The sequence below is a fragment of the Pseudomonas sp. CCI1.1 genome (genome assembly GCF_034348165.1).
Taxonomy (GTDB): domain Bacteria; phylum Pseudomonadota; class Gammaproteobacteria; order Pseudomonadales; family Pseudomonadaceae; genus Aquipseudomonas; species Aquipseudomonas paracarnis.
This window is the reverse complement of record NZ_CP133780.1, coordinates 5245754-5267494: the sequence shown is the minus strand read 5'-3', so window position 1 is coordinate 5267494 and position 21741 is coordinate 5245754. Positions and strand designations below refer to the sequence as shown.

General features: G+C 61.5%; 19 protein-coding genes. 7 read left to right on the top strand and 12 right to left on the bottom strand.

The window, feature by feature from the left end:
• Position 1: 1 nt before the first annotated feature.
• The 5 genes from miaA to RHM69_RS23750 are packed head-to-tail and all read right to left on the bottom strand — an operon-like array spanning position 2 to position 5644.
• Positions 2 to 973 carry a tRNA (adenosine(37)-N6)-dimethylallyltransferase MiaA gene (gene miaA, locus RHM69_RS23770; RefSeq protein WP_032904044.1) on the bottom strand — a complete coding sequence of 324 codons (972 nt, stop codon included), beginning with the start codon at positions 971 to 973 and terminating at the stop codon, positions 2 to 4.
• Positions 973 to 2889 (bottom strand): DNA mismatch repair endonuclease MutL, encoded by a 1917-nt coding sequence (gene mutL / locus RHM69_RS23765; RefSeq protein ID WP_069868915.1) that lies wholly within the window; start codon positions 2887 to 2889, stop codon positions 973 to 975. The genes miaA and mutL overlap by 1 nt, the downstream gene beginning before the upstream one ends.
• Positions 2889 to 4310: an N-acetylmuramoyl-L-alanine amidase gene (locus RHM69_RS23760; RefSeq protein ID WP_003188054.1), complete on the bottom strand. Its 1422-nt coding sequence runs from the start codon at positions 4308 to 4310 to the stop codon at positions 2889 to 2891. The genes mutL and RHM69_RS23760 overlap by 1 nt, the downstream gene beginning before the upstream one ends.
• Before the next feature lie 15 nt (positions 4311 to 4325).
• Complete coding sequence (tsaE, locus tag RHM69_RS23755; RefSeq protein WP_200599123.1) at positions 4326 to 4796, bottom strand: tRNA (adenosine(37)-N6)-threonylcarbamoyltransferase complex ATPase subunit type 1 TsaE; 471 nt, start codon at positions 4794 to 4796, stop codon at positions 4326 to 4328.
• Positions 4784 to 5644, bottom strand: a complete 861-nt coding sequence (locus RHM69_RS23750; protein ID WP_200599122.1) for an NAD(P)H-hydrate dehydratase — start codon at positions 5642 to 5644, stop codon at positions 4784 to 4786. Before RHM69_RS23750 ends, tsaE begins: the two co-directional genes overlap by 13 nt.
• A 63-nt stretch (positions 5645 to 5707) precedes the next feature.
• On the opposite strand from RHM69_RS23750, the gene queG reads away from it, so the two are divergent.
• Positions 5708 to 6772: a tRNA epoxyqueuosine(34) reductase QueG gene (queG, locus tag RHM69_RS23745; RefSeq protein WP_191948834.1), complete on the top strand. Its 1065-nt coding sequence runs from the start codon at positions 5708 to 5710 to the stop codon at positions 6770 to 6772.
• Here queG and RHM69_RS23740 read toward each other — a convergent pair.
• Together RHM69_RS23740 and orn are read right to left on the bottom strand one after the other, a co-directional pair.
• Positions 6769 to 7386 (bottom strand): trimeric intracellular cation channel family protein, encoded by a 618-nt coding sequence (locus RHM69_RS23740; protein WP_169913170.1) that lies wholly within the window; start codon positions 7384 to 7386, stop codon positions 6769 to 6771. The genes queG and RHM69_RS23740 overlap by 4 nt on opposite strands.
• Before the next feature lie 182 nt (positions 7387 to 7568).
• Positions 7569 to 8111 carry an oligoribonuclease gene (gene orn / locus RHM69_RS23735; protein WP_003171343.1) on the bottom strand — a complete coding sequence of 181 codons (543 nt, stop codon included), beginning with the start codon at positions 8109 to 8111 and terminating at the stop codon, positions 7569 to 7571.
• A gap of 108 nt (positions 8112 to 8219) precedes the next feature.
• Between orn and rsgA the strand changes: the two genes are divergently transcribed.
• Both rsgA and RHM69_RS23725 read left to right on the top strand, forming a co-directional pair.
• Entirely contained in the window at positions 8220 to 9251 is a 1032-nt protein-coding gene (gene rsgA / locus RHM69_RS23730; protein WP_200599121.1) for a small ribosomal subunit biogenesis GTPase RsgA, read from the top strand.
• A gap of 286 nt (positions 9252 to 9537) precedes the next feature.
• The gene (locus RHM69_RS23725) at positions 9538 to 9933 is read left to right on the top strand and encodes a type II toxin-antitoxin system PemK/MazF family toxin (RefSeq protein WP_200599120.1); all 396 of its coding nucleotides are present in this window, start codon (positions 9538 to 9540) and stop codon (positions 9931 to 9933) included.
• A gap of 58 nt (positions 9934 to 9991) precedes the next feature.
• On the opposite strand, the gene motB is transcribed toward RHM69_RS23725, so the two are convergent.
• The gene (motB, locus tag RHM69_RS23720) at positions 9992 to 11011 is read right to left on the bottom strand and encodes a flagellar motor protein MotB (RefSeq protein WP_014716660.1); all 1020 of its coding nucleotides are present in this window, start codon (positions 11009 to 11011) and stop codon (positions 9992 to 9994) included.
• 3 nt (positions 11012 to 11014) lie between these two features.
• Complete coding sequence (motA, locus tag RHM69_RS23715; RefSeq protein WP_003188041.1) at positions 11015 to 11866, bottom strand: flagellar motor stator protein MotA; 852 nt, start codon at positions 11864 to 11866, stop codon at positions 11015 to 11017.
• Between the two features lie 166 nt (positions 11867 to 12032).
• Between motA and RHM69_RS23710 the strand changes: the two genes are divergently transcribed.
• The 3 genes from RHM69_RS23710 to asd are packed head-to-tail and all read left to right on the top strand — an operon-like array spanning position 12033 to position 15317.
• On the top strand, positions 12033 to 13568 hold the full coding sequence (locus RHM69_RS23710; protein ID WP_020301633.1) for an HDOD domain-containing protein: 1536 nt from the start codon (positions 12033 to 12035) through the stop codon (positions 13566 to 13568).
• Positions 13569 to 13625: 57 nt separating this feature from the next.
• The gene (locus tag RHM69_RS23705) at positions 13626 to 14441 is read left to right on the top strand and encodes a rhodanese-like domain-containing protein (RefSeq protein WP_200599119.1); all 816 of its coding nucleotides are present in this window, start codon (positions 13626 to 13628) and stop codon (positions 14439 to 14441) included.
• A 15-nt stretch (positions 14442 to 14456) separates the two neighbouring features.
• On the top strand, positions 14457 to 15317 hold the full coding sequence (gene asd, locus RHM69_RS23700; protein WP_102666004.1) for an archaetidylserine decarboxylase: 861 nt from the start codon (positions 14457 to 14459) through the stop codon (positions 15315 to 15317).
• Positions 15318 to 15443: 126 nt separating this feature from the next.
• On the opposite strand, the gene serB is transcribed toward asd, so the two are convergent.
• The gene (gene serB / locus RHM69_RS23695) at positions 15444 to 16658 is read right to left on the bottom strand and encodes a phosphoserine phosphatase SerB (protein ID WP_003188034.1); all 1215 of its coding nucleotides are present in this window, start codon (positions 16656 to 16658) and stop codon (positions 15444 to 15446) included.
• A gap of 133 nt (positions 16659 to 16791) precedes the next feature.
• On the opposite strand from serB, the gene RHM69_RS23690 reads away from it, so the two are divergent.
• Positions 16792 to 18324, top strand: coding sequence for a HAMP domain-containing protein (locus tag RHM69_RS23690; protein WP_060767946.1), 1533 nt, complete (start codon positions 16792 to 16794; stop codon positions 18322 to 18324).
• A 221-nt stretch (positions 18325 to 18545) separates the two neighbouring features.
• Here the strand turns inward: RHM69_RS23690 and RHM69_RS23685 are convergent, their stop codons facing one another.
• Together RHM69_RS23685 and parC are read right to left on the bottom strand one after the other, a co-directional pair.
• Positions 18546 to 19259 carry a PqiC family protein gene (locus RHM69_RS23685; RefSeq protein ID WP_032873461.1) on the bottom strand — a complete coding sequence of 238 codons (714 nt, stop codon included), beginning with the start codon at positions 19257 to 19259 and terminating at the stop codon, positions 18546 to 18548.
• 173 nt (positions 19260 to 19432) lie between these two features.
• On the bottom strand, positions 19433 to 21697 hold the full coding sequence (parC, locus tag RHM69_RS23680) for a DNA topoisomerase IV subunit A (RefSeq protein ID WP_020301636.1): 2265 nt from the start codon (positions 21695 to 21697) through the stop codon (positions 19433 to 19435).
• Positions 21698 to 21741 lie beyond the last annotated feature (44 nt).

The window sequence follows — 21741 nt, the reverse complement described above, 5'->3', positions numbered from 1 at the left end:
CTCAGCTCAATATGGAGACCGTTCCCAAGTATTTCAAGGCGCGTGACAGATTGTCGCTGTCCAGGCTGTCCAACCAGTGCAAATCGCTCCAGCTGCGCAGCCAGGTGAACTGGCGCTTCGCCAACTGGCGCGTGGCGATGATGCCGCGCTCCTGCATTTCGGCTGACGTCAGCTTGCCATCCAGATGATCCCAGACTTGGCGGTAGCCTACAGCACGTATCGAAGGCAGCCCTGCATGCAGGTCACCTCTTGAACGCAGTGCTACGACCTCGTCCACAAACCCCTGTTCCAACATAATTGTGAATCTTTGTGCAATTCGTTCATGCAGCACCTGACGATCTGCCGGAGCGATGGCCAGATTCGCCACAGTATAGGGCAATTGTGACTGTCCAGATGCGCCTGCATCAGTACTTTGCGCACTTTGTTTCAGCCGATGTTCAGTCATGGTCTGGCCACTGACGCGCCAGACTTCCAGGGCGCGTGTGAGCCGCTGGGGGTCATTGGGGTGAATACGTGCCGCAGACACCGGATCTACCGCCGCCAACTGATCATGAAGGGCCTGCCAGCCAAGGCGCGCAGCCTCTTCTTCAAGTTCGGCGCGCACCTGGGTATCGGCAGGCGGCATATCGGCCAGGCCTTCCTGCAACGCCTTGTAGTAGAGCATGGTGCCGCCCACCAGCAGCGGGATATTGCCGCGCGCGGTGATCTCGGCCATGGCCGCCAGGGCGTCGGTGCGAAAATCCGCCGCCGAATAGCTCTGCGCCGGATCGATGATGTCGATCAACTTGTGCGGATACTGGGCCAACAGCGCCTTCGACGGCTTGGCCGTACCGATATCCATGTCCCGGTAAACCAGGGCAGAGTCGACGCTGATCAATTCGCAGGGCAGCACCTTGGTCAGCTCGATGGCCAGGTCGGTCTTGCCGGCGGCCGTGGGGCCCATCAGGAAAATGGCGGGAGGCAAGGCACTCATCAGCGGCCGCGCAAAAATAGTTTGTCCAGATCATCCAGGCCCATCTGGGTCCAGGTCGGTCGGCCATGGTTGCATTGGCCGCTGCGCTCGGTGTTTTCCATGTCGCGCAGCAGGCCGTTCATTTCCGGCAGGGCCAGGCGGCGGTTGGCGCGGATGGCGCCGTGGCAGGCCATGGTGCCGAGCAATTCGTTGATATGCGCCTGGATACGATCACTGGTGCCGTACTCCATCAGGTCTGCCAGCACGTCGGCCACCAGGCGGTTGGCCTCGGCCTGCTTGAGCAGCGCGGGAATCTGGCGGATCGCCAGGGTTTCCGGACCCAGGCGTTGCAGCTCGAAGCCCAGCTTCTGGAACACACTGTGATGTTCTTCTGCGCAATCGGCTTCACGCTGGCTCACCGCCAGGGATTCGGGCACCAGCAGCGGCTGGCCGCTGAGGCCTTCGCTGGCCATGGCGATCTTCAGGCGCTCGTACATGATCCGCTCATGGGCAGCGTGCATGTCCACCAGCACTAGGCCATGGGCGTTTTCGGCAAGGATATAAATGCCTTTGAGCTGCGCCAGGGCATAACCCAGCGGCGGAATATCACCACCGCCTTCGGGCAACGCCACAGCAGCACCCGGCTCGGCACCCGGCAACGGCGCGAAAAACTCACGGTACGCCGCCTGGGCTTCGGCCACCGGCGCCGTCGATTGCGGGCGCGGTGTGTATTGGTACTGATAACCCGCACCGGCACCCGAATTCGGCGCCGTGTAGGCTGGCTGCGCCTGCGGCGATTGCAGCAGGTTGGCCGCCAGGCTCATCTCACCCTGGGGGCCGAACTCGCCGGCTTCCGGACCGCTCGGGCGTACCACCGCCGTGACAATCGGCGCCGACAACTGATCATCCGGGCGAACGTCACCCAAGGCGCGGTGCAGCGTGCCGTAGAGGAAGTCATGCACCATGCGCCCGTCACGGAAGCGCACCTCGTGTTTGGTCGGGTGCACGTTGACGTCGACCACCGAAGGGTCAACCTCAAAGAACAGCACAAAAGTCGGGTGTCGCCCGTTGAACAGCACATCGCGATAAGCCTGGCGCACCGCATGGGCCACCAGTTTGTCGCGGACCGCCCGGCCGTTCACAAAGAAATACTGCAAATCGGCCTGGCTGCGGGAGAACGTCGGCAACCCGACCCAGCCCCACAACCTCAAGCCATTGCGCTCGATCTCAATCGGCAGCGCCTGCTCCAGGAACCCGCTGCCACACACCGCCGCCACCCGCCGAGCACGGGCGGCGTCGTCGTTGGCTTCGTGCAGGCTGAGGATGGTCTTGCCATTGTGGCGCAGGTGAAAGGCCACGTCGAAACGGGCCAGGGCCAGGCGCTTGATGACTTCTTGCAGGTGATCGAATTCGGTTTTCTCGGCTTTGAGGAATTTGCGCCGCGCCGGGGTATTGAAAAACAGGTCGCGCACTTCCACTGAGGTACCCACCGGGTGCGCCGCCGGCTGGACCCGAGGCGCCATGTCGCGGCCTTCGGTTTCCACCTGCCAGGCTTGCTCGGCGCTGCGGGTGCGGGAGGTCAGGGTCAGGCGGGCCACGGAGCTGATGGAGGCGAGGGCCTCACCACGAAAGCCCAGGCTCATGACCCGCTCCAGGTCCTCCAAGTCGCGGATCTTGCTGGTGGCGTGGCGGGCCAGGGCCAGGGGCAGGTCATCCGAAGAGATGCCACTGCCATCGTCACGTACCCGCAGCAGCTTGACGCCGCCCTGCTCCACATCGACATCAATGCGTTTGGCGCCGGAGTCGATGCTGTTTTCCAACAACTCCTTGATTACCGACGCCGGGCGTTCAACCACCTCACCCGCGGCGATCTGGTTGGCAAGGCGCGGGCTGAGCAATTCAATGCGTGAGCCGCTGTTCAAGGTGGATTCGCTCATCACTGCGCCGCCAATGAAGTACCGGGGATGGTCAACACCTGGCCGATCTTCAACTCATCGGTTTTCAGGTTATTGGCGCTGCGCAAGGCTGCAGGCGTGACCTGGAAACGCACGGCCAGCATGGCAACGGTATCACCGGGCTGCACACGATGGTCACGCGGGCCCTGGGCGATTTTGCCGGAGTCGCGCAGCCAGGCGATATAGGTGCCCGGCGGCGGGTTCTGCTGGAAGAACTGGCGCACACCGGCGCTGATGGAGCGCGCCAGCGCTTGCTGGTGGCTGGCGCTGGCCAGTTTCGACGCTTCGTTGGCGTTGGAGATAAACCCGGTTTCCACCAGGATCGACGGGATATCCGGCGATTTCAACACCATGAACCCGGCTTGTTCTACGCGCTGCTTGTGCAGCGAGGTCACGCGGCCGATATTGCTCAGGACTTTCTGGCCCACGTTGAGGCTGGAGGTCAGCGAGGCGGTCATCGACAGGTCGAGCAGTACGCCTGCGAGCATCTTGTCCTTGTCATCAAGGGAGACGTTGCCGGCCCCGCCGATCAAGTCGGAACGGTTTTCACTGTCGGCCAGCCAGCGCGCAGTCTCGGAGGTAGCGCCGCGATCCGACAGGGCAAATACCGAGGCGCCAAAGGCAGCGGTTGAAGGCGCGGCGTCGGCGTGAATGGACACGAACAGGTCAGCGCCCTTCTTACGGGCAATTTCGGTACGGCCACGCAACGGAATGAAGTAGTCACCGGTACGGGTCAGCTCAGCGCGGTAGCCTTTCATGCCGTTGACCTGGCGCTGCAGTTCACGGGCGATGGCGAGCACCACGTCTTTCTCATGCTGGCCGCGGGAGCCGGAAGCCCCAGGGTCTTCGCCACCGTGGCCGGCGTCGATCACCACGATAATGTCGCGCTTGCCTGCCGGGGCAGGCGGCGGTGGTGGCAGCTTGACCTGGGGTTGCGAAGGGTTGACCGGCACCGCAGGCACCGTCGCCACGCTCGGCGTTGGCGCAGGCGGCGGTGCGGCGTCGGCGGGGTTGTCGAACAGGTCGACCACCAGGCGGTTGCCGTACTGGGCGTTGGGGGCCAGGGAGAAGCTTTTGGGGGTTACGGCCTTTTTCAGGTCGATGACCACACGCAGGTCGGTCGGCGTACGCTGGGCCGAGCGCATGGCGGTAATGGGCGTGTTGGCGGTGGAGACTTTCAGCGGCGCGGCCAGGCTGGCACCGTTGATATCGATCACCAGGCGATCAGGCGCCGTCAAGGTAAAGACGCTGTGCTGGACCGGGCCAGACAGGTCGAACACCAGTCGCGTGTTATCCGGCGCTCGCCACAGGCGAACACTTTTCACCTGTGAAGCAGCCAGAGCATTGACAGTCATTGCCGCAAGCAACACCCCCACGACAGCAACCAACGCGCGAAAGCGCATACCTAACCCCACCAATTATTTGAATTCCAATGCCAGAGCAGCACACCACGACTCAGCGCGTGGGCTCTGGGGCAACAACTTCAGCTGACGTCCGTGCTCATGCGGCGTAATGGTAATGGTCAGGTCCGGCTTTGGCAAAAAGCCTGTGCCTTTATTTGGCCACTCGATCAGGCACAGCGCATCATCGTCGAAGTAATCACGGATGCCCATGAACTCCAACTCTTCCGGATCGACCAGGCGATAGAGGTCGAAGTGGAAAGCACGCACGTCGCCGATCTCGTAAGGCTCGACCAACGTGAAGGTCGGGCTTTTTACCGCGCCGGTATGGCCAAGGCCGCGAATAATCCCCCGGGACAATGTGGTTTTGCCTGCGCCCAGATCGCCCTCGAGAAAGATCAACCCGGCCCCTTGCGTGACCTGCGAAATACGCTGACCCAACGCGACCATGGCCTCTTCATTTGCCAGGAAAAGAATTACTTCAGGCACGGCGACTGCTCCTCCAGCAATTGACGAATGGCGGGGATCAGGTCGCTGGCAGCCAAGCCGCGACCAAAACTACCCTGGCGGTCTCCGGCGGTCGCGTGCAACCACACGGCCAGGCAGCTCGCTTCGTACGCGGGCATACCCTGAGCCAATAGTGCGCCGACCAGGCCGGCCAGCACATCGCCGAGCCCCGCTGTTGCCATCGCCGGATGGCCTTGATCACACCGCGACACGCGCCCATCCGGGCTGGCAATCAAACTGCCAGCACCCTTGAGGATAGCCACAGCATTGAATTTCTGGCTCAACGCGCGCGCCACCTTAAGGCGATCAGCCTGAACCTCGGCTGTCGATAGCCCCAACAAACGCGCAGCTTCGCCCGGATGAGGGGTAATCACACAGTTGGCCGGCAGCTCGACGCTGCCAGTGGCCAGTTGATTGAGCGCGTCGGCATCCCACACCTGCGGCACGCTGGCATTGGCCGCGACCGACAACAGGCTCTTGCCCCAGGCGGCATCGCCCAGGCCTGGGCCAATGACGATCACCGAGATTTTTTCCAGCAGGCCCATCAACTGGTTGGCCGAGCTCACGCCGACGGCCATGACCTCCGGCAGCCGAGCCAGAGCGGCCGGTACGTGTTCCGGCCGCGTCGCCAGCGAGACCATGCCGGCGCCGCTGCGCAAGGCGCTTTCGCTGCTCAGCAACGCCGCGCCGCCAACGCCACGGTCACCACCGATGACCAGCAGGTGGCCGAATTGGCCCTTATGGGCGTCCGGGGAACGCGCAGCCAGTTGCGGCAAATGGCCGGGCAACAACAGCTGAACGTCGGTAATTGGGTGTTTTGTCTGAGGCATGCGTCTTCAAGCTCCGATGTCTGGCAGAATTATACGCATCTAACCTGTGGTTTCCCGTGTCTCATGCCTGCTATTACCTCCGATCTGCCCGCCCTCGCCCAATCGATCAAAGACTGGGGTCGCGAGCTGGGCTTTCAGCAAGTCGGCATCAGCGGCCTCGACCTGGCTGAGCATGAACAGCACCTGCAACGCTGGCTCGACGCGGGTTACCACGGCGAGATGGAATACATGGGCGCCCACGGCAGCAAACGCTCCCACCCCGACGAGCTGGTGCCCGGCACCTTGCGCGTGGTGTCACTGCGCATGGACTACCTGCCCGGCGACACCCAGATGGCGCAACTACTGGCCCAGCCGGAAAAAGCCTATATATCGCGCTACGCCCTGGGCCGCGACTACCACAAGCTGATCCGCAAGCGCGTGCAGCAACTGGCCGACCGCATCCAGGCGCAGATCGGGCCGTTCGGCTTTCGCGCCTTTGTCGACAGCGCGCCCGTCCTGGAAAAAGCCATTGCCGAGCAAGCGGGCCTGGGCTGGATAGGTAAAAACACCCTTGTGCTCAACCGCAAGGCCGGCAGTTATTTCTTCCTGAGCGAGCTGTTTGTCGATTTGCCCTTGCCGGTAGACCCACCCCACACCACCGAACACTGTGGCCGCTGCACCGCCTGCCTGGACATCTGCCCCACTAACGCCTTCGTCGGCCCCTATGTACTGGACGCCCGGCGCTGCATTTCCTACCTGACCATCGAACTCAAGAGCGCCATCCCCGAAGACCTGCGCCCACTGATCGGCAACCGGGTATTTGGCTGCGATGACTGTCAGATCGTTTGCCCGTGGAATCGTTTCGCCCGACCCACCGCCGAAAGCGATTTCAAGCCACGGCACAATCTGAATAACGCAGAACTGGCCGAATTGTTTATGTGGGACGAGGATAAATTCCTCAGCAGCACCGAGGGCTCGCCCCTGCGCCGCGCCGGTTACGAGCGCTGGTTACGCAACCTGGCGGTGGGCCTGGGTAATGCGCCCTCCAGCATTCCAGTGCTGGAAGCCTTGAAGGCGCGGCGGGACTACCCGTCGGAGTTGGTACGCGAACACGTGGAATGGGCGCTGGAGCAACACGCTGCGCGCTAGTGCACATCGTCGTTGTAGACGAACTTGGGCATTTCCCAGTGAAACCGGATCGCCAGCAGGCGTAACAGGAAGCCACTGAACAGCGTCAGCAGAATCGCTTGCTCGCTGGGCAGCTCCAGGTACAGGCACAGCAAGTAGAACCAGGCAGCCAGGAACGACACGCTGGCATACAGCTCGCGGCGGAAGATCAGCGGGATGTCGTTACAGAAGATATCCCGCAGGATGCCGCCGAATACCCCGGTGATGACCCCGCTGACCGACGCCACCAACATACCGTGGCCCATTTCCAGGGCGGTCATGCAGCCGATCAGGGTGAAGGCCACCAACCCCACCGCATCCAGCGCCAGGAACAGCGAGCGCAGGTGGCGCATCAACGGCGCGATAAAGATCGTCACCAATGCCGCAACGGAGGTCAGCACCAGGTACTCCGGGTGTTTGACCCAGGTCAGCGGGTAGTGGCCGAGCAACACATCGCGCACCGAACCGCCGCCCAGGGCTGTCACGCAAGCGATCAGCACCACGCCAAACCAGTCCATGCCACGCCGCCCCGCGGACAGGGCGCCAGTCATGGCTTCGGCGGTGATGGCGACGAGGTAGAGCATCAGCAACATGATGGCGATCCTGACAGAGAGGCCGGCAGTCTAATCATTTGCCGAGGGCACCAAAAGGGGGCACTTGGCGATAAACCGCGTCGCCTGTATCGCAGGCAAGCCAGCTCCCACACTTTGAATTTACGAATGCAGCCAAATGTGGGAGCTGGCTTGCCTGCGATGGCGCATTCACTGGCGCCGCAGAATCAAGCCTTGATGAAATGCTTGCGGTAATGCTGCAACTCGGCAATTGACTCGCGAATATCATCCAACGCCAGGTGCGTGCTGCCTTTATGGAAGCTGTCTTTGACTTCCGGCGCCCAGCGCGCAGCCAGTTCCTTCAAGGTCGACACGTCCAGGTTGCGGTAGTGGAAGTAACTTTCCAGCCCCTTCATGTGCGTATAAAGGAAGCGACGGTCCTGGCAGATGCTATTGCCGCAGATCGGCGACTTGCCCTTGGGCACCCATTTTTCCAGGAAGGCGATGGTTTCGGCCTCGGCTTCGGCCATGCTGATGCGGCTGTCGCGCACGCGCTGGGTCAGCCCGGAGTTACCGTGGGTGCGGGTGTTCCACTCGTCCATGGTGGCGAGTACGGCGTCGCTGTGGTGGATGGCGATCACCGGGCCTTCGGCCAAGGTGTTGAGGTTGCTGTCGGTGACAATGGTCGCCATCTCGATGATGACGTCGGTGTCGGGGTTCAGACCGGTCATTTCCAGATCGATCCAAATCAGGTTCTGTGGGTTTTGCATGGCTTGATTCTCTTGGCACCTTGGCGTAGCCGGGCAGTTTAGCAGGCGGGGGCGTGCTAGACTCGCGACCGTTTTACCCAACTTTTGCATTATCGACACGGAACACCAATGGCCAAACGCCAGCTCAACCGTCGCCAAAACTGGCGCATCGAAAAGATTCAAGGTGAACGCGCCGCCCGCGCCGCCAAACGTGAATCCTCCGCCGTGGAAGCGCTCGAGGGCGGCGACCTGGGGCCCGAACAAACCGGCTTGGTGATCGCGCACTTTGGTGTGCAGGTCGAAGTCGAGGCGCTCGCAGGCGAACTCGCGGGCCAGGTGTTCCGTTGCCACTTGCGCGCCAACCTGCCCGCGCTGGTCACCGGCGACAAGGTGGTGTGGCGTGCCGGCAACCAGGGCATCGGCGTCATCGTCGCCCAGTTGCCGCGCAGTACCGAGCTGCGCCGCCCCGACAGCCGTGGGCAGCTCAAGCCGGTGGCGGCCAACGTCGACATGATCGTGATCGTGTTCGCGCCACTGCCCGAGCCCCATGCCAACCTGATCGACCGCTACCTGGTCGCGGCTGAGCATGCTGGTATCCGTCCGTTGCTGCTGCTGAACAAATTCGACCTGATCGACGAGCAGAACGCCCCGGCGCTCAATGCGCTGCTGGCGGTCTATCGCACCCTGGGCTACCCGGTGCTGGAAGTGTCGGCTCACCACGGCAACGGCATGGAACAGCTGCAACAGCAGTTGGACGGGCGGATCAGCGTGTTCGTCGGCCAGTCAGGCGTGGGCAAGTCGTCGCTGGTCAACAGCCTGTTGCCGGAAGTCGAAACCCGCGTGGGCCCGCTGTCGGAACTGTCCGGCCAGGGCACCCACACCACCACCACCGCGCGGTTGTTCCACTTCCCGGGCGGCGGCGAGTTGATCGACTCACCGGGTATCCGTGAATTCGGCTTGGGCCACGTCAGCCGCAGCGATGTGGAAGCGGGCTTCATCGAGTTCAACGACCTGATCGGCACCTGCCGCTTCCGCGACTGCAAACACGACCGCGAGCCGGGTTGTGCGTTGCTCAAGGCACTGGAAGATGGGCGCGTGCAGCAGCAGCGGATGAACAGCTATCGGTCGATTATTGCGAGCTTGCCTGAGAGCAGCTATTGACGGTCAATTTCTTGATACACATAAACCAGGGTGCTGAACACCCTAGCCCATTGATTTAACAGGAGCGGGCATCAAGAATCCGGATCAACTGGGTGGTTCATACACACAAGCCAGCTTGTATTCGGATTTCCTGATGTCCATAATTGCTCCGTCACCAGCGAAAGCTGGCAGGAGTCTGGATCCTTTTCGGAGTTGATCCAGCGGCGCAGAAGGGGCGAAGCAAGCTCCGCTGCGTGTCGAATGAAGCCGCCTTCGGGCGGCTTTGCTTTTTGTGGGGAATTAACATTTGGCTCTCTACTATCACCCCAAACAAGGCGACGTTTTGCTGTGTGACTTCACCCGAGGCTTTGTCGCTCCGGAAATGCTGAAGATCCGCAAAGTCCTAGTGATATCTCCTACCGCGACCCACAGTCGCAAGCTCTGCACCGTGGTGCCAATCTCCTCTACTGCACCAGCGACCCAATACGACTGGCACCATTTGCTACGCACCAATCCACTTCAGTCCGATGGCTATAAAGAGCTATGGGTGAAGTGCGACATGATTTATACCGTCAGCTTTGAGCGCCTCGACAAGTTGCATAGAAAGACTCGCTCCAAAGGTCGAGAGTACTTCGTCCCACGCCTGTGCGCCGACGACATGCGAGGCGTAGTCAGTGGTGTCAAAGCGTACCTCCCACTTTGAACACACATGAAAACGCCCCGAATGATCGGGGCGTTTACGTTTCCAACGCTTAGATCAACTATGACCCCGGTGCAGGCGCCGTAGGATCCTTGACGCCCCCGTCATCAAACAGGTTCAGCTTCTGGCGCAGCTCATGAGCCGGCAGCGGCTCCTGCTCCGGAGGCAGCGCGTTCGGGTCGGCCGGCACTTCGCCTGGCGCACCGTCGCCCTGGGTCGGTGCCGGTAGCGGTGGTTGATCGCCTTCAATCGCACGCTGGGCTTTTTTGGTCAGCACCACGATGTCGATACGGCGGTTGACCGGGTTGTACGGGTCTTTGGGATCAAACAGCTGCGAGGAGGCAAAGCCCACCACCCGCGCCACTTGCGGGTCCGGGTAGCTGCCGGCCACTAGCGCACGCCGGGCAGCATTGGCGCGGTTGGCCGAGAGCTCCCAGTTGCCGAAATCACCCTGGCCCGCGTAGGGTTTGGCGTCGGTGTGCCCGCTGATGCTGATCTTGTTGGGCACCGCCTTGATGGTGTCAGCCATGGCCAGCAGGATGTCTTCAAAGTACGGCTTCAAGCGCGCACTGCCCGAGTCGAACATCGGCCGGTTGGCGGCATCGGTAATCTGGATGCGCAGCCCCTCGGGGGTGATCTCGAAGGAAATCTGGTCCTTGAACTTCAGCAACTGTGGGTTTTCTTCAACCTTGTTCTGCAATTCCTGCAGCAACAGTTCCAGTCGCTCCTGTTCGACCTGCTCGGCCATGGATTCGACAGTGTCGCGCTCGATCGGGATTTTTTCCTGAGGCGATTCAGTTTGCACTTCCGGGTTGATGGTGCGCTCGGGCGCCAGTTCCGGCGAGCCGCCCAGGTCAATGACAAACGGCGTACCGCTTTCCGAAAAGCCAATCGGGTCTTTGAAGTAGCCGGCGATGGCGATTTTCTGTTCTGGCGTAGCGGTGGACATCAGCCACAACACCAGGAAGAACGCCATCATCGCCGTGGCAAAGTCGGCGAAGGCGATTTTCCAGGCGCCGCCATGGTGGCCCGCAGCGAAGCGCTTGACGCGCTTGATGATGATCGGCTGGTTGTTTTCCATGGCTTAGCGACCGCGAACCGCTTGTTCCAGCTCGGAGAAGCTTGGGCGATGTTTCGGGTACAGCACCTTGCGCCCGAACTCCACAGCCAGCGACGGCGGCATGCCCGAGGCCGATGCCACCAGGCACGCCTTGATCGCTTCGTAGAGGTTGATTTCTTCCTTGGCATCGTGGGCCAGGGAGGTGGCGAGCGGGCCGAAGAAACCATAGGCGGCGAGAATACCGAAGAAGGTCCCCACCAGCGCCGCACCTACGTGCATGCCGATGGCCGCCTGATCGCCTTCGCCCAGGGACGCCATGGTCACCACGATACCCAGTACCGCTGCGACAATACCGAAACCGGGCATGCCGTCGGCGATGCCGGTCACGGCGTGGGAAGGATGCTCCAGCTCTTCCTTGAGGCTGAACAACTCCATGTCGAACAGGCCTTCCAGCTCGTGGGGCGCCATGTTGCCGGAGGACATGATGCGCAGGTAATCACAGATATACGCGGTCATGCGCTCGTCTTTGAGCACGGCCGGGTACTTGGCAAAAATCGGGCTGGCCGCGGCGTCTTCGATATCGCCTTCGATCGCCATCATGCCTTCGCGGCGGCTTTTGTTGAGGATCTCGTAGATCAGCCCCAGCACTTCCAGATAAAACGTGTGGGAGAAGCGCGAGCTGAACATGCCCAGGGACTTCTTGACCACGTGCATGGTCATATAGCCTGGGTTGGCCTGCAAAAATGCGCCGAACGCTGCACCGCCGATAATCAGCACTTCGAAAGGCTGGATCAGTGCGGCGATTTTACCGTGGGAGAGGACGTACCCTCCGAGCACACTTGCGATGACGACAATGATGCCGATAATTTTAGCCATAGGAGAGGGGTACTTGCGCCGTCGGGTTCATGGACATATTGGGTGCAGCAGAAAACTCTTGTTCTACTTATCGGCAAAACTGCGCCAGACTATAGCCCGTTAAGGCGAAAAGCCAATTCGGCCCGTTCCGGGCGTGTTGAACGCAAGTGATGATCGCGCCCCAATCATGGCAATTGAAACGACAACCCCAACAAACCGCCCCACTACCCTCGCCGCTTGGATCAAGTGCCTGGACGACGTGCTGCTGCCCGTGCCCCAGGCCAGCCACGAACGCGTGTGCAAAGCTATTCGCGATAGCCGCAGTTCATTGCGAGATATTGCTGAGTTGATGCAAAACAGTCCGGCCCTGGTGCTGAGTGTGATGCGCGAAGCCAACAGCCAAGCCCACGGCAGCCTGGCCGAACCTGCGGAAAACCTTGAAGTCGCACTTAACCGTCTTGGCCTCAAACGTGCCGAAGAGCTGTTGGCGCGCCTGCCTTCGGTACCCGCCCGGGAAATCCCCGTGGCCTTGCGTCAACTGTTGCTAATCAGCCAGCACGCATCCCAGCAAGCTAACGGTTTGTTCGGCAGTCGCCTGGCGCGGTTGTGGCAGGACATCCACTGGGGCAGCCTGCTGTTTTTGTCGCCACTGTGGCCGATGGCCGTCGCCTACCCCAAGCTTTTGGAAGAGTGGGAGTTGCGGGTGATCCATAAAGGCCAATCGGCACGCCAGGTCGAGCAACAGCTGTTCGGCGTGCGCTTGCTCGACCTGTGCCTGGGCCTGACCGAAGCCTGGCACCTGCCGATCTGGGTTTCACAGGGCTACAAGTTGCTGTTGGCCGAGCAACGCCTGCTGGTCAAGGCGCTGCACATTGCCCGTCAAGACGATGCCCTGCGTCACCAGCAATTGCTCGATGCCGAGCCCAACCTGCGACGCTGGCTGAACCAGCCGGCCAATACCGTATTGCTGGCCAATGGCCTGGCGATGTCGGCCCAGGAATCCTGGACCTGCCCGCACACAGAGCGCTGGCAATACCTGACGGCGCTGTACCTGCAAACGCCATTGAGCGATGTGCAACAGCAAGCCCACCAGCAAGCGGTGACCAGCGCGCGTACCACCTTGATGCCCGACCTCTGGCACCCGGCGCTGTCGCTGATCTGGCCGTGGCATGTGCAGAAAGTCCATCGCGGCTTGCTGCCTGCACCACCGCCCACGGCCGAAGCCTTGGCCGTGTGGCGCACGCGCTGCACCGAGTTGCTGGTGGAGCCGAGCCGCTTTGCCAACGCCATGCACCTGACCACTTGCGCCAAGGAAGCCCTGGTCGCCAGTGGCATGCAGCGGGTACTGATATTCATGGCAGATCGCGCCTTGAGTACCTTGCGTGTACACCAGGCCGACGGCCTGCCCAAGGACGCGGCTCACCTGAGCCTGGATGTGGTGAACAGCACACTGCTGCAACGCCTGCTGGAAAAGTCCGCCCAGGTACGCCTGAACCCCGACAACCATGCGCAGTTTTCCGCATTGCTGCCACCGATCCTGCGTCGTCTGTTTATTGGCGAGCATCTGCTGCTGCGCTCACTGAGCTGCAACGGCCGTGTGGTCATGCTGATCGTGGCGGACCAGGGCGGCGGGCCGTTCTCGGAAACCACCGTGCAGGCGTTCGGCAAAACCGCCCAATGCATCGAGAAAGCCCTGCACAGCTTTACCAACCGCAGCGCCTGATGCTTGCGCTACAATCACCGGCCTTTATCGCCAACATTTGTGCCCAGGAGACCTCACATGCCTGACTTCTCTGGCTTGCCGCTGGTGATCGAATCCGCCGACCTGTTGGGTCGCCTCGATTCCAAGCACTTGATACTGGTAGACCTCACCAGTGTCGCCCGCTACGCCGAAGGGCATATCCCCGGCGCGCATTTCGTTGACCCCAAGCGCACCCAACTGGGACAGCCACCGGCACCCGGCCTGCTACCAAGCAAGGCCGACCTGGAAAAACTGTTCGGCGAACTGGGCCACACCCCGGACGCCACCTATGTGGTCTACGACGACGAAGGCGGCGGTTGGGCCGGGCGTTTTATCTGGATGCTCGACGTGATCGGCCACCAGAAATATCACTACCTCGACGGCGGCCTGCTGGCTTGGCTGGAGGAAGGGCACCCGCTTTCCACCGATGTGCCCCCAGCAGCCGGCGGCCCGGTCAGCCTTACGCTGCACGACGGCCCTACCGCCACCCGTGAATACCTGCAAAGCCGTCTCGGCGCGGCCGACCTGAGGATCTGGGACGCTCGTGGCCCGCTGGAGTATTCCGGCGAGAAAGTGCTCGCAGCCAAGGGCGGCCACATTCCCGGCGCGGTGAACTTCGAATGGACTGCCGGCATGGACAAGGCGCGCAACCTGCGTATCCGTCGTGACATGCCGCAAATTCTCGAAGACCTCGGGCTGACCAAAGACAAAGAAATCATCACCCACTGCCAGACTCACCACCGCTCTGGCTTCACCTACCTGGTGGCCAAGGCGCTCGGTTATCCGCGAGTCAAAGGTTATGCCGGTTCCTGGGGCGAATGGGGCAATCACCCCGACACCCCCGTTGAGATTTAAGGTTTAAGGACAGTTATGAAAAAGCAGTTGTTTATCCTCAGCCAGTACTTGCTGCCGCACCACTTGCTGTCGCGCCTGGCTGGTTGCATCGCCGAGTGCCGCGTGCGCTGGTTCAAGAACGCCTTCACTGCCTGGTTCGCCAAGCGCTACCAGGTGGACATGTCCCAGGCCCTGGTGGAAGACCTGAGCGCCTATGAGCACTTCAACGCCTTCTTCACCCGCGCGCTGAAAGACGGCGCCCGCCCGTTGGATCCAACCCCAGGTGCAGTGTTGAGTCCTGCCGATGGCGCGGTCAGCCAGCTAGGCCCGATCGAACATGGCCGTATCTTCCAGGCCAAGGGCCACAGCTTCAGCGTGCTGGAACTGCTCGGTGGCGATGCCGCAATGGCTGCGCCGTTCATGGGCGGCGAGTTCGCGACAATTTACCTGTCGCCCAAGGACTACCACCGGGTGCACATGCCACTGGCCGGTACCCTGCGCGAGATGGTGTATGTGCCAGGGCGGATTTTCTCGGTCAACCAGACCACCGCCGAAAACGTGCCGGAACTGTTCGCCCGTAACGAGCGCGTTGTCTGCCTGTTCGACACCGAACGCGGCCCGATGGCCGTGGTGTTGGTAGGTGCGATGATCGTTGCGTCGATTGAAACCGTGTGGGCCGGTTTGGTAACGCCGCCGAAACGCGAGCTGAAAACCTTCCGCTACGACGAAGCGGCCCGCGCGCCGATTCATCTGGACAAGGGTGCGGAACTGGGTCGTTTCAAACTGGGCTCCACTGCCATCGTGCTGTTCGGGCCGGACCAGGTGAAGTGGGCTGAAGAACTGGCAGCGGGTACGCCGGTGCAGATGGGCCAGGGTATCGCCGCAGCTAAAGCCTGATATTGCAGTTGATCGTTCCCACGCTCCGCGTGGGAATGCAGCCCGAGGCGCTCTGCGCCCAAAGCGTGACGCAGAGCGTCACTGGAGGCGTTCCCACGCGGAGCGTGGGAACGATCAGCTGTGGGGTTATAGCTGACCGTCGCGGTCACGCAAGCCCAGCAGATACAACACGCCATCCAACCCCAAGGTCGAAATCGCCTGCTTGGCTGACTGCTTGACCAACGGTTTGGCGCGAAAGGCCACGCCCAACCCGGCAATCGCCAGCATCGGCAAGTCATTGGCGCCGTCGCCGACCGCAATGGTCTGCTCCAGGCGCAAGCCTTCCTTATGGGCCAATTCCTTGAGCAGGTCGGCCTTGCGCTGGGCGTCGACAATCGGCTCCACCGCGACGCCAGTCACTTTGCCATCCACCACTTCCAGCTCGTTGGCGAATACATAGTCAATGCCCAGCTTGGCCTGCAACTGCTTGGCGAAGTACGTGAAGCCGCCGGACAGGATGGCGGTCTTGTAGCCCAGTCGCTTGAGTTCGGCGAACAGGGTTTCGGCGCCTTCAGTCAGGCGCAGCGACGCGCCGATCGAGTCCAACACGCCCACGTCCAGGCCCTTGAGCAGCGCAAGACGCTCCTTGAAGCTGGCACGAAAATCCAGCTCGCCGGCCATCGCGCGCTCGGTAATCTCAGAAACTTGCTCGCCCACACCGGCCGCCTTGGCCAGCTCATCGATGACTTCGGCTTCGATCAAGGTGGAGTCCATGTCGAACACCGCCAAGCGGCGGTTGCGACGGAACAGGGAGTCTTCCTGGAAGGCGATATCGACATTCAGTTCCTGGGCCACGCTCAGGAAGTCGGCGCGCAGCGCTTGCGCGTCAGCCGGTTCACCGCGCACGGAGAACTCGATGCAGCCCTTGCCTTTGTCAGCCGGGGTGTCCAATGGCATGCGACCCGACAGACGGTCAATATGGTCGATATTCAATCCGTATTGCGCGGTGATCGAACTGACGCGCTGCAGCTGCTCAGCCGTTACCTTGCGGGTCAACAGGGTGACGATATGGCGCTTTTTACCCTGGCCTTCGACCCAGTGCTGGTAGTCAGCTTCGGACACCGGGGTGAAACGTACCTGTTGATCGAGCTTATACGCCGTAAACAGGATGTCCTTGAGTACCGAGGAGGCCTGCTCGGTGCTGGGTATCTCCACCAGGATGCCGAACGACAAGGTGTCGTGGATCACTGCCTGGCCGATGTCGAGAATGTTCACACCACCCTGGGCCAGGACGCCGGTAATGGCTGCGGTGAGACCCGGTCGGTCTTCACCCGTGATGTTGATCAGGACAATTTCGCGCAAAGCGCACCCCCAGGCTGGAAAAAAACCGCATTCTACCCACTTTCAGTGACCATCGGGCACAGGCAGCGCTTTGCCGGCCAGGGGCCTGTCGCTATACTGCGCGTCAACTTCACGGACCAAGAGCCGAGCGCAAGTGAACCGGCCCACGCCAGTAAAAACCGATAACTTCTTCCTGCTGATCTTCCGGGCACTGCGCCATCGCCGTGTACCGATTGCATTGCGCATCGCCAGCCATAACGTGATCCTGGTCGCTCTGGCCCTGGTGATCTACGCCTGCGTGATGGGTTTGCAGTTCAAGCAGGCCATGCACGAGCAAGCTGACGCCCTGGGCGCGAGCCTGACAACCCAGACTGCCACTTCGGCGACTGAGTTGCTGGTGTCCAACGACATCCTCAGCCTCAACGTATTGCTCAACAACCTGACCAAGAACCCGCTGGTGGCCCACGCCGCCATCTATAGCGTGGACAACCGGATCATGGCCGAGGCCGGGCAGCGCCCGAAAAACGGCCTGCTCGGTGAGGCCGAAGGCCTGTATCAGAGCAATATCACGTTCCAGGACGTGAAGGCCGGCCAACTGCGTATCAGCCTTGATATGCAACAGTTCCAGCAGCCGATGACCATCAGCCTGCAAAGCATGGGCATCCTGAGCGCGATCCTGCTGGCCTTGGCCCTGGCCTTGAGCCTGCGCCTTGGTCGGCATATCTCCACGCCGTTGATGCAACTGCGCATCTGGCTGCGGGATATCGACGAACACACCCCGGCCACCGATCGCCAGGACGAAATCGGCGACCTCGCGCGCCAGCTCCACACCAGCTTTGCCCCGGAGCCGAAAGCGCCTGAAGCCGAGCCCGAGCCTGAGTACGACGACACCGAGGACTACAACGACGAGCCTGAGTTTGAAGTGCGCGACCTGCGCGACCCAGGCTTCGACGAAAGCGCCCCGGTGGCCGGCCTCAAGCCTGCGCCGCGCCATGTGATCAAGGCCGAGGAAGACGAGCTGGACGACGAAGACCCGTTCGCCGACCTGCGCGACACCTCGGCAGCCGCCCCAGTCGCTGCGCCCAAACCGGTTGCGGTCAAGAACGCCGAGCCACAGCACAGTGCTGTACTCGCCGTGCAACTGGGTGCCCAGGAGCAACTGCGCCGCCTGCCCCGCGCCCGCCTGACCGAACTGCTCGAACGCTACCGTGACTGCCTCGACCAGGCCGCTTCGCTCTACCAGAGCGAACTGCACACCCTGAACGATGGCAGCACGCTGATGCTGTTCCACAGCGAAGACAGCGGCGAGGACTACCTGACCAATGCCATCTGCTGCGGCGAGCTGTTGCGCGCCCTGGGCCATGCCCTGCAGATCGAAGTAGCCGACAGCGGCATTACCCTGCAACTGCAGCTGGGTCTAACCGTGGGTGACGACCTGTTTGGCATCAGCCAGATCGACCTGCTGCTGACCGAAATCGCCCAGGATGCCCTGGCCTTGTCCCAGCACAGCCGTAACCTGCTGCTGGTGGAGCGCAAGATCAGTGAGGACACGCTGATCCGCCAACGCGCACGTATCCGCCCGATTGCCAGCCCTGAAGGGGCCAGTTGTGTGGAGCGGTTGATGGAGCCGTATCCGTCGATGCTGGAGCGTCAGTTGGCGCGGATGCATGAGACCCGTAAGCCCTGAGGCATAGCGTTATACCTACTGTGGAGCTGGGCTTATGTGGGAGCGGGCTTGCTCGCGAAGGCGGCGTGTCAGTCAGCTGATGCGCCCCTGACACACCTGATTCGCGGCAAGCCCGCTCACACACAAGCCCACCCCCCATTTGGGTTGTGGTGCAGCTTAAATCGCAGCCCAACAAAAAGGCCCGCTTATTCAGCGGGCCTTTTGTTTGTGAGCCATTCAGATCAGAATCTGAACACTTCCAAGTCCGTACGAATCGGCGTGGCCATCGGCATCTTCGGTTTTTCCGGGGCCGCAGGCTTGGCCTGGGCGGGGGCCTGCTTACGCGGTTGCGCTTCGGCAATCGGCGGCTGGTTGGCCAATGGTTTGAGCGCCACCGACAACTGCTGTGCCAAGTGCTGCAACAGCACACCCTGGGCCTGGACCTGGGACGCAGTGGTGCCGGCGTGCTCTTCCTGCAGATGCACAATGCGGTTGTCCCGCACCTGCCCGCGACGGTCGATCAGGCGCCACTGTGCATCCAGGATCGCCGGTTGCGACTTGCCGGAATCCAGCCGCGTAATGGTCAGCAACACCTGTACATCCGGGGTAAACCCGGAGGGTCCCGGTGCCAGGACCACACGCTGGCTGTCCAGCTGGCCGGCGACCTGACGCAACATCAACTGGTTGATATCCGACGACAGGCTACCGGCCCAACGACCATCTGTGGAACCTTGCAGGCTGCCGTCGTTCTGACGTTGAAGCAGGGTTTCGCGTTGCAGGTAATCGGCAACCACTACCGGCCCCAGCAATACGGCCATGCCAGCGGTTTGGGCAGGCTGAGCCGGACTTCCGCTGTCCAGCTGGTACAGCGACACCGGTTGATGTGTGCTGCAACCCGCCAACCCCAAAAGGCCAGCGAGCATCAAAAATAGAGGAAGGCGTGGAGCAGTCATCATCCCATCCAAGTGGCTGCCACAAGGCGAACCACAATGTAATACTAAAAATAACCTGAACACGCTCGGCCACGCCGGCGCTGGAAAGGCCATATCATCCGTGAATATGCGCCATGACTCCAGCGCGAAAGCATCGATCTACGCGTTAAATCGTAGATCGAGGCCTCTAGTACCGCTTAAACCGGCGTTTCGACCAGCAAGGCATCCACTCGCTGGAAGCCTCGTGGCAGTTTGTTACCTCGCCGGCCACGCTCACCCTTGTAGTGTTCAAGGTCGTCAGGGCGCAATGACAACGTGCGCTTGCCGGCCTGGAGCACCAGGGTAGAACCTTCCGGGACCACGGCGATGTCAGTCACATACTCCTCGCGACTGGCCACCCGGTCACCGGGAATCCCGATGATCTTGTTGCCTTTACCCTTGCCCAGCTGCGGCAAGTCGCTGATCTTGAACACCAGCAAGCGCCCTTCGGTGGTCACCGACGCCAGCCAGTTACTCTCCCGATCCTCCACCGGCCTTGGCAGGATCACCTTGGCATTGTTCGGCAGGCTCAACAGCGCCTTACCCGCCTTGTTCTTGGCCTGCAGGTCTTCACCCTTGACCACGAAACCGTAACCGGCGTCGGAGGCGATGACATACAGCGAATCATCGTCCGGCAACAGCACGCACTCGAAATTCGCCCCCGGTGGCGGCGTGAGGCGCCCGGTCAACGGCTCGCCCTGCCCCCGTGCAGACGGCAGGGTGTGGGCCGGCACCGAATAACTGCGCCCGGTCGAGTCGATAAACACCGCGAATTGATTGGAACGCCCGGCGGCAGCGGTCTTGAAGCCATCACCGGCTTTGTACGAAAGGCCGGTGGCGTCAATATCATGCCCTTTGGCGGAGCGAACCCAACCCTTTTCCGACAGAACGACGGTAATTTTCTCGTTGGGCAACAGCTCGGTTTCGGTCAGCGCCTTGGCTTCAGCGCGCTCGACGATAGGCGAGCGACGGTCATCGCCATAGGTTTCGGCGTCTTTGATCAGTTCGCTGCGCACCAGCTTCTTGAGCTTGGCTTCGCTGCCCAGCAGGGCTTGCAGCTTGGCTTGTTCCTTGAGCAGGGCATCCTGCTCGTCGCGCAGCTTCATTTCTTCCAGGCGAGCCAACTGGCGCAAGCGGGTGTCGAGGATGTAGTCCGCCTGGATTTCGCTCAGCTCGAAACGCGCGATCAGCTCGGCCTTCGGATGCTCGGCGGTACGGATGATATGGATCACTTCATCCAGGTTGAGGTAGGCGATCAGCAAGCCGTCCAACAGGTGCAAGCGGCGCTCGACCTTGTCGAGGCGAAATTGCAGGCGGCGACGCACGGTCTGCACGCGGAATTCCAGCCATTCCACCAGCAGATTGCGCAGGTTCTTCAACTGGGGCTTGCCGTCCAGGCCGATGATATTGACGTTGACCCGGTAGCTGGACTCCAGGTCGGTGCTGGCAAACAAGTGCTGCATCAGCACTTCATGATCCACCCGGCTGTTGGTCGGGATGATCACGATGCGGCATGGGTTCTCATGGTCGGACTCGTCACGCAGGTCGGCCACTTGTGGCAATTTCGACGGCTTGGCCTGCATCAACGCGGCGATCTGCTCCAGCACCTTGGCACCCGATACCTGGTGCGGCAGCGCGGTCACAATAATGTCGCCGTCCTCGATGTGGTACACCGCGCGCATACGCACCGAGCCCTTGCCCGTTTCGTACATCTTCAGCAGGTCCGCGCGCGGCGTGATGATTTCTGCTTCGGTCGGGTAATCCGGGCCCTGGATATGCTCGCAGAGCTGCTCGACCGTAGCTTTGGGCTCATCCAGCAAGCGCACGCAGGCAGTGGCGACTTCGCGCAGGTTGTGCGGCGGCACGTCGGTGGCCATGCCGACCGCAATACCGGTGGTGCCGTTGAGCAGGATATTCGGCAAACGCGCCGGCAACACCAGGGGTTCGTCGAGGGTGCCGTCAAAGTTCGGCCCCCAGTCGGCAGTGCCCTGGCCCAGCTCGCTGAGCAGCACTTCGGAATAACGCGACAGCCGCGCCTCGGTGTAACGCATGGCGGCGAAGGATTTGGGGTCATCCGGTGCACCCCAGTTACCCTGGCCGTCCACCAGGGTATAGCGGTAGCTGAACGGCTGGGCCATCAGCACCATGGCTTCATAGCACGCCGAATCACCGTGGGGGTGGAATTTACCCAGCACGTCACCGACGGTACGCGCCGATTTCTTGTGCTTGGAATCGGCGTCCAGGCCCAACTCACTCATGGCGTAGATGATGCGCCGTTGCACGGGCTTCAGGCCGTCGCCGATATGCGGCAAGGCACGGTCCATGATCACGTACATGGAGTAGTTGAGGTAGGCATTTTCGGTGAATTCAGCCAGCGACCGGCGTTCTACGCCATCTAAGCTGTCTGCGAGGATGTCACTCATGCGGGCCTCATCATGGGGTAAGGCGCAGCGGAACTGCCACTGCG

What these genes read in the sequence shown, in the direction of transcription:
- miaA (WP_032904044.1), bottom strand. Translation starts at nt 973, where the DNA reads ATGAGTGCCTTGCCTCCCGCCATTTTCCTGATGGGCCCCACGGCCGCC.
- RHM69_RS23750 (WP_200599122.1), bottom strand. Translation starts at nt 5,644, where the DNA reads ATGCCTCAGACAAAACACCCAATTACCGACGTTCAGCTGTTGTTGCCC.
- rsgA (WP_200599121.1), top strand. Translation starts at nt 8,220, where the DNA reads ATGGCCAAACGCCAGCTCAACCGTCGCCAAAACTGGCGCATCGAAAAG.
- motA (WP_003188041.1), bottom strand. Translation starts at nt 11,866, where the DNA reads ATGGCTAAAATTATCGGCATCATTGTCGTCATCGCAAGTGTGCTCGGA.
- orn (WP_003171343.1), bottom strand. Translation starts at nt 8,111, where the DNA reads ATGCAAAACCCACAGAACCTGATTTGGATCGATCTGGAAATGACCGGT.
- RHM69_RS23760 (WP_003188054.1), bottom strand. Translation starts at nt 4,310, where the DNA reads ATGCGCTTTCGCGCGTTGGTTGCTGTCGTGGGGGTGTTGCTTGCGGCA.
- motB (WP_014716660.1), bottom strand. Translation starts at nt 11,011, where the DNA reads ATGGAAAACAACCAGCCGATCATCATCAAGCGCGTCAAGCGCTTCGCT.
- asd (WP_102666004.1), top strand. Translation starts at nt 14,457, where the DNA reads ATGAAAAAGCAGTTGTTTATCCTCAGCCAGTACTTGCTGCCGCACCAC.
- RHM69_RS23710 (WP_020301633.1), top strand. Translation starts at nt 12,033, where the DNA reads ATGGCAATTGAAACGACAACCCCAACAAACCGCCCCACTACCCTCGCC.
- RHM69_RS23705 (WP_200599119.1), top strand. Translation starts at nt 13,626, where the DNA reads ATGCCTGACTTCTCTGGCTTGCCGCTGGTGATCGAATCCGCCGACCTG.
- mutL (WP_069868915.1), bottom strand. Translation starts at nt 2,889, where the DNA reads ATGAGCGAATCCACCTTGAACAGCGGCTCACGCATTGAATTGCTCAGC.
- queG (WP_191948834.1), top strand. Translation starts at nt 5,708, where the DNA reads ATGCCTGCTATTACCTCCGATCTGCCCGCCCTCGCCCAATCGATCAAA.
- RHM69_RS23685 (WP_032873461.1), bottom strand. Translation starts at nt 19,259, where the DNA reads ATGATGACTGCTCCACGCCTTCCTCTATTTTTGATGCTCGCTGGCCTT.
- parC (WP_020301636.1), bottom strand. Translation starts at nt 21,697, where the DNA reads ATGAGTGACATCCTCGCAGACAGCTTAGATGGCGTAGAACGCCGGTCG.